This is a genomic window from Micromonospora sp. NPDC004336 (assembly GCF_053602615.1).
In genome coordinates this window covers 1-5199 of the sequence record NZ_JBSGDY010000274.1, presented here as the reverse complement: position 1 = coordinate 5199, position 5199 = coordinate 1, and the positions used below count along the sequence as shown (strand labels likewise).

Genomic DNA, 5199 nt, shown 5'->3' with positions numbered 1-5199 from the left:
CTTGAGCGGCGGGCGCCGCCCGAGCGCCGCGCGCCTCGCCCCGCGATCTTGCACTTTCTGCCCCGATAAAAGCCGTGGAACGGGCAAACGAGGGGCACAAACTGCAAGATCATCGCAGGCGAGGAGGCGAGGGGCGAGGGGCGGTCAGCCGACAGGTGGGGGCCACGCCCGCTGTCGAGCTGCCCCAGCCGTGGGACCGACGGCGCCCAATCGACAGGCTGCCGATGGCCGATCTACGCCGCCCCATTCACAGGGGCAGCTCGACAGCGCAGCCCGGCACCACGGTCAGGCCGCGTAGCGGGCCGCGAGGTCGACGGTGCGCCTCGCGGCGGCGACCATCGCCCGGTCGGCGAACCGCCCGTCCGGCAGCACCACCGTGCCGGAGCTGCGGGCTTGCGCCTCGGCCACGGCGGCGAGCAGTTCCTCCGCGCGGGCCACCTCCCTCTCCCCCGGGCGGAACGCCTCGGCGATGACGGGAAGCTGGCGCGGGTGGATGGCCGCCCGGCCGAGCAGACCGAGCCGCCGGCCGAGCGCGCACGAGGCGGCGAGGCCGTCGAGGTCGGCGACGTTCGCGTACACCGACATGGCCGGCGGGGGCAGGGCGGCCGCGCGGGCCGCGACCACGACCCGGCTGCGGGCCCAGGCCAGGCCGGCCTCGTCGTCGACGCCGAGGTCGGAGCGCAGGTCGGCCTCGCCGAGGCCGATCGAGGCCACCGCACGGTCGGCGGCGGCGATGGCGTACGCGGCCTCCAGGCCGAGGGCCGACTCGACCAGCGGGTGCAGCGGGACGTCCACCCGGGCGGCCACGGCCGCGACGGCCGCCGCCGACTCCACCTTCGGCAGCCGCAGGCCCGCCAGCCCCGGGCGACCGGCCACCGCGGCGAGGTCGGCGTCGAGGTCCGGGCCGGACAGCTCGTTGACCCGGACCTGGACCGGCACCGGGTGCGGCTGCCCGAGGAACTCGGCGACGGCCTGCCGCGCGTACGCCTTGCGGTCGGCGAGGACCGCGTCCTCCAGGTCGAGGATCACCGCGTCGGCGCCCGAGGCGACCGCCTTGGCGAACCGGTCCGGCCGGTCGCCCGGCACGTAGAGCCAGGTCAGCAGCAATCAGATCACCCCCTTCGCGCGCAGGGCCGCCAGCTCGGCGTCGTCGAGGCCGACCGAGCGCAGCACCGCGTCGGTGTCCTGGCCGTGGCGGCGCCCGGCGTGCCGGATCTCCCCCGGCGTCCGCGAGAGCCGGAACGGCACGTTCTGCATGCGTACCTCGCCGAGTTCCTCGTCGGGCACGGCGCGGACGGTGCCGAGCGCGGCGTACTGCGGGTCGGCGAGGATGTCCCGCACGTCGTAGACCGGGGCGACCGCCGCCTCGGCCGCCTCGAACGCCGCCACCACCTCGTCCCGGTCGCGCTCGGCGACCCAGGCGCCGACGGCGGCGTCCAGCTCGTCGGCGTGCGCGGCCCGGCCGCTGCCGGTGGCGAACCACGGCTCGTCCACCAGCTCCGGGCGGCCGACCAGCCGCAGCACCCGCTCGGCGATGCTCTGGGCGCTCGTCGACACCGCGACCCAGCGCCCGTCGGCGCAGCGGTACGTGTTGCGCGGGGCGTTGTTGTTGGACCGGTTGCCCAGCCGGGGCTGGACGTAGCCGAGCTGGTCGTACCAGGTGATCTGCGGGCCGAGCATGGCCATGATCGGCTCGATGATGGCGAGGTCGACCACCTGCCCGGCGCCGCCGAGGTCGCGGGCGCGCAGCGCCAGCATGACCGCGTACGCGGCCGCGAGGGCGGTCACCGAGTCGGCCAGCCCGAACGGGGGCAGGGTCGGCGGCCCGTCCGGCTCGCCGGTGGCGGCGGCGAAGCCGCTCATCGCCTCGGCCAGGGTGCCGAAGCCCGGCCGCCGCGCGTACGGGCCGACCTGGCCGAAGCCGCTGATCCGGGCGATCACCAGCCGGGGGTTGACCGCGTGCAGCTCAGCCGGGCCGAGGCCCCACCGTTCCAGCGTGCCGGGGCGGAAGTTCTCCACCAGCACGTCCGCGTCGGCGAGCAGCCGGCGCAGCAGCTCGGCGCCCGCCGGGTCGGACAGGTTGAGGGTCACGGTGCGCTTGTTGCGCCCGAGCACCTTCCACCACAGGCCGACGCCGTCCTTCGCCGGGCCGTGCCCGCGCGACGGGTCCGGCTTGGCCGGATGCTCCACCTTGATCACGTCGGCGCCGAAGTCGCCGAGGAACGCCGCGGCGAGCGGCCCGGCGAAGAGGGTGGCCAGGTCGACCACCTTCACCCCGTCGAGCGGCCCGGGCCGGGCCGGTTCTGCTGCGGTCGTCACGGCGTTCCCTTCGTCGGATCGATGGTGGCCAGGAAGACGTCGCCGTTGCCGGGCGACCCGCCGGGCAGCGTGCCGGCGGTGAGCCCGCTGACCCGCAGCCGCCCGTCGGCGCCGAGGGCGGCGTAGACGTTCTCCTCGCCGAAGGCGTCGGCGGCGTCGTCGCGGGCGGTGCCGTACTGGGCGACGCCGAGCTGGCGGCCCCGGACGTCCAGCCGCAGCGTCAGCACGTCCGCTCCCCCGACCGGCACCCCGAGGCTGCTGCCGGTGAAGCCGACCACGGCCACCGCCCCGCCGGGCAGCGCCACCACGTCCGCGCCCGCGTCCGCGCCACGACCGCCGGTCACCGTCCGCCAGCGCTGCCGGCCGGCCGCCGTGTACGCCACGGTCAGCACGTCGGTGCCGCCCGCGGTGGCCTCGCCGCCGACCGAGCCGGTGGCCACCACCGTGCCGGTGGAGCTGACCGTGACCCCGCCGAGCAGGTCGTCGCCCGCCCCGCCGACCGAGGTCGCCCAGCTCCGGTTGCCGGCCGGGTCGAAGCGGGCCAGCCAGCCGTCGGTACCGCCGAGCGCGGTGGTGCCGGGCAGGCCGGCCGACGTGCCGCCGGCGACGTACACGCCGTCGGCGTCGACGGCCACCGCGTACGCCTTGTCCTCGCCGGGGCCGCCGAACTGCCGGCTCCAGGCCACCGACCCGTCCGGGGCGACGCGGACCAGCACCGCGTCCTTGTCCCCGGCCGGGGCCGTCCCGTCGAACGAGCCGCTGGTGTAGCCGGCGACGTAGGCGCCGCCGTCCGGAGCCGCCGCGACGGCGTAGAACCGGTCCGCCTTGGCGGGGTCACCGGCCTGGGTCAGCCAGGTCCGCTGCCCGGTCGCGGTCAGGCGGGCCACGAACCCGTCGTCGGCTGGGCTGCCGGGATGCCGGCCGTCGAGGTCGCCCCGGGTGTAGCCGGCCGCGATCACGCCGCCGTCGGCGAGCGGCACCACGCCGTAGAGCCGGTCGTTGGCCGGGGTGCCGAACTGGGTCGTCCACCGGGTGCCGGTGGCGTCCACCCGGCTCACCACGGCGTCCAGCCCGCCCGCGTACGGCTGGCCGGCGACCGGACCGGAGGCCGCGTAGCCGAGGGTGGTGGCGCCGTCCGGGTGGGCGGCGACGCCGCCGGCCCAGTCGACGCCCGCGCCGCCGTACGCCGGCCCGGGCAGCCCGGCCGGCGGGGTGACGCTCAGCGTGGGCGCCAGCCGCCGCAGACCGTCCACGAAGGCCGGCCGCCACACGTCCCAGTCGTGTCCCCCGTCGAGCACCCGGAACTCGGCGGCCACCGCGTCGGCGCGGCGCACCGTGTTGTAGAGGGTCGCCGCCTCGTAGTCCAGGTCGTGCGCGGCGTCCGCCGGCTCCGGGTTGGCCCACTCGTCGTCGCCGACCGCGACGTACATCCGCACCGGGGACTCCGGGTCCAGCCCGGGCAGTAGCGCCGGGTAGTTGAGCCGCTGGTAGACCTCGTCGGAGAAGCGCTGCGCGCCGGAGCCGAAGGCGCCGAACTCGCGCGCCGAGGAGTCGGCCGGCGGCAGCGGCCGGTACACCGCCGGGCTGAGCACCACCGCGTTGGCGAAGAGGTCGGGGTGGGCCAGCGCGTAGCGCAGGGCGCCCGCGCCGCCCATCGAGTAGCCGCCGACCAGCCGGGCGCCCCGGTGCGCGGCCGTGCGGTAGGTGCCGTCGACGTGCGCCACCAGGTCCCGGGTGAGCGCCGTCTCCACCGGCCGGCCCGGGTCGTCCGCTCCGGTGTACGCGGAGTCGACGTACCAGTTGCCGCGGCTGCTCCACGGGGCGTCGGGCAGCACGGCGATCACCGGCGGCACCTCGCCGTCGGCGATCAGCCGGTCCAGGTCCGCCTTCACCCGCGTCCACGCCGCCATGGTGTCGCCCCGGCCGTGCAGCAGGTAGAGCACCGGGTAGCGGGTGGCGCCGGCGGCGGCGTAGCCGTGCGGCAGGTAGACGGTGTAGTCGATGTCGCCGCCCAGCGCCGGCGAGGGCGCCGAGGCGGTGGTCAGGGTGCCCGCGGGCAGCCGCTCCGCGGCGGCCGGCGCCGCGCCGGCCAGCCCGAACGCGAGGAGCACGGCGGCCACGCCGCCGCCGATCCGCCAACGTCCGCTCATCGGGTCGCCCCCTGTCCGGTCGGCAGGTCGGCGGCGCAGCGGAAGCCGACTTGGTCGGAGCGGCCCGTCCCGGCGCCGGTCAGCAGCAGCTTCACCGACACCTCGGGCGGCTGCGGCCCGCCGTCGAGATACCAGTCCGAGCCCTCCGCCCGGTACGCGGCGCCGCCCTTGACGACGACGAACCGGGTACGCCCGTCGGAGTGCTCGCTCTCGGTCAGGTTCCACACCAGCGGCTCACGGCGGGTCAGCAGCCCCGCCTCGGCGGCCACCTGCCACTCGTCCTCGGTGGGCAGCCGCAGCCCGGCCCACGCCGCGTACGCGCGGGCGTCGGCCAGTTCGACGCCGGTGACCGGCGCGTCGGCGGGGCCCTGCCCGGCGGTGAACCGCTCGGGGCGCACCGGTCGGTAGCCGGTGGCGCGCAGGAACTCGGCGTACTGGCCGTGAGTGACCTCGTGGGTGTCGATGGCGAACCGGCCCAGCGTCACGCTGCGGCGCAGGGTGCCGGTGTGGTGCAGCCGGGGCGGCAGCGGCTTCCACTCGTCGACGTACGGGGTCTCCCCGTACAGTCCGGTCTCCCGCACCCGGTGCCGCACCAGCAGCTCGCGCCGGCCGCCGTCGACGGCGACCATCGGTTCGGCGCCGGGGAAGTGCAGGAGGTCGAGCCAGAGGGTCAGTTCGTCGGGTGCGGTGGCGGTGGTGGGCGGCGCGGTCATGACGCCGGGCTCGCGGT

Annotated in this window: 4 protein-coding genes; all 4 read right to left on the bottom strand. The window is 76.9% G+C overall.

From position 1 onward, the window contains the following. Positions 1–285: 285 nt before the first annotated feature. Positions 286–1107: an HpcH/HpaI aldolase/citrate lyase family protein gene (locus ACWENR_RS29475; RefSeq protein ID WP_452280215.1), complete on the bottom strand. Its 822-nt coding sequence runs from the start codon at positions 1105–1107 to the stop codon at positions 286–288. Next, positions 1108–2319 (bottom strand): CaiB/BaiF CoA transferase family protein, encoded by a 1212-nt coding sequence (locus tag ACWENR_RS29470; protein WP_452280214.1) that lies wholly within the window; start codon positions 2317–2319, stop codon positions 1108–1110. It abuts the gene before it with no gap. Beyond that, positions 2316–4469 carry an alpha/beta fold hydrolase gene (locus tag ACWENR_RS29465; RefSeq protein ID WP_452280213.1) on the bottom strand — a complete coding sequence of 718 codons (2154 nt, stop codon included), beginning with the start codon at positions 4467–4469 and terminating at the stop codon, positions 2316–2318. Before ACWENR_RS29465 ends, ACWENR_RS29470 begins: the two co-directional genes overlap by 4 nt. Then, the coding region (locus ACWENR_RS29460) for an SUMF1/EgtB/PvdO family nonheme iron enzyme (RefSeq protein WP_452280212.1) at positions 4466–5199 on the bottom strand (734 nt) is incomplete at its 5' end. The genes ACWENR_RS29465 and ACWENR_RS29460, both read right to left, overlap by 4 nt.

Bases quoted from the DNA above. Each gene is read 5' to 3' on its own strand.
- ACWENR_RS29465 (WP_452280213.1), bottom strand. From the start codon at position 4,469: ATGAGCGGACGTTGGCGGATCGGCGGCGGCGTGGCCGCCGTGCTCCTC.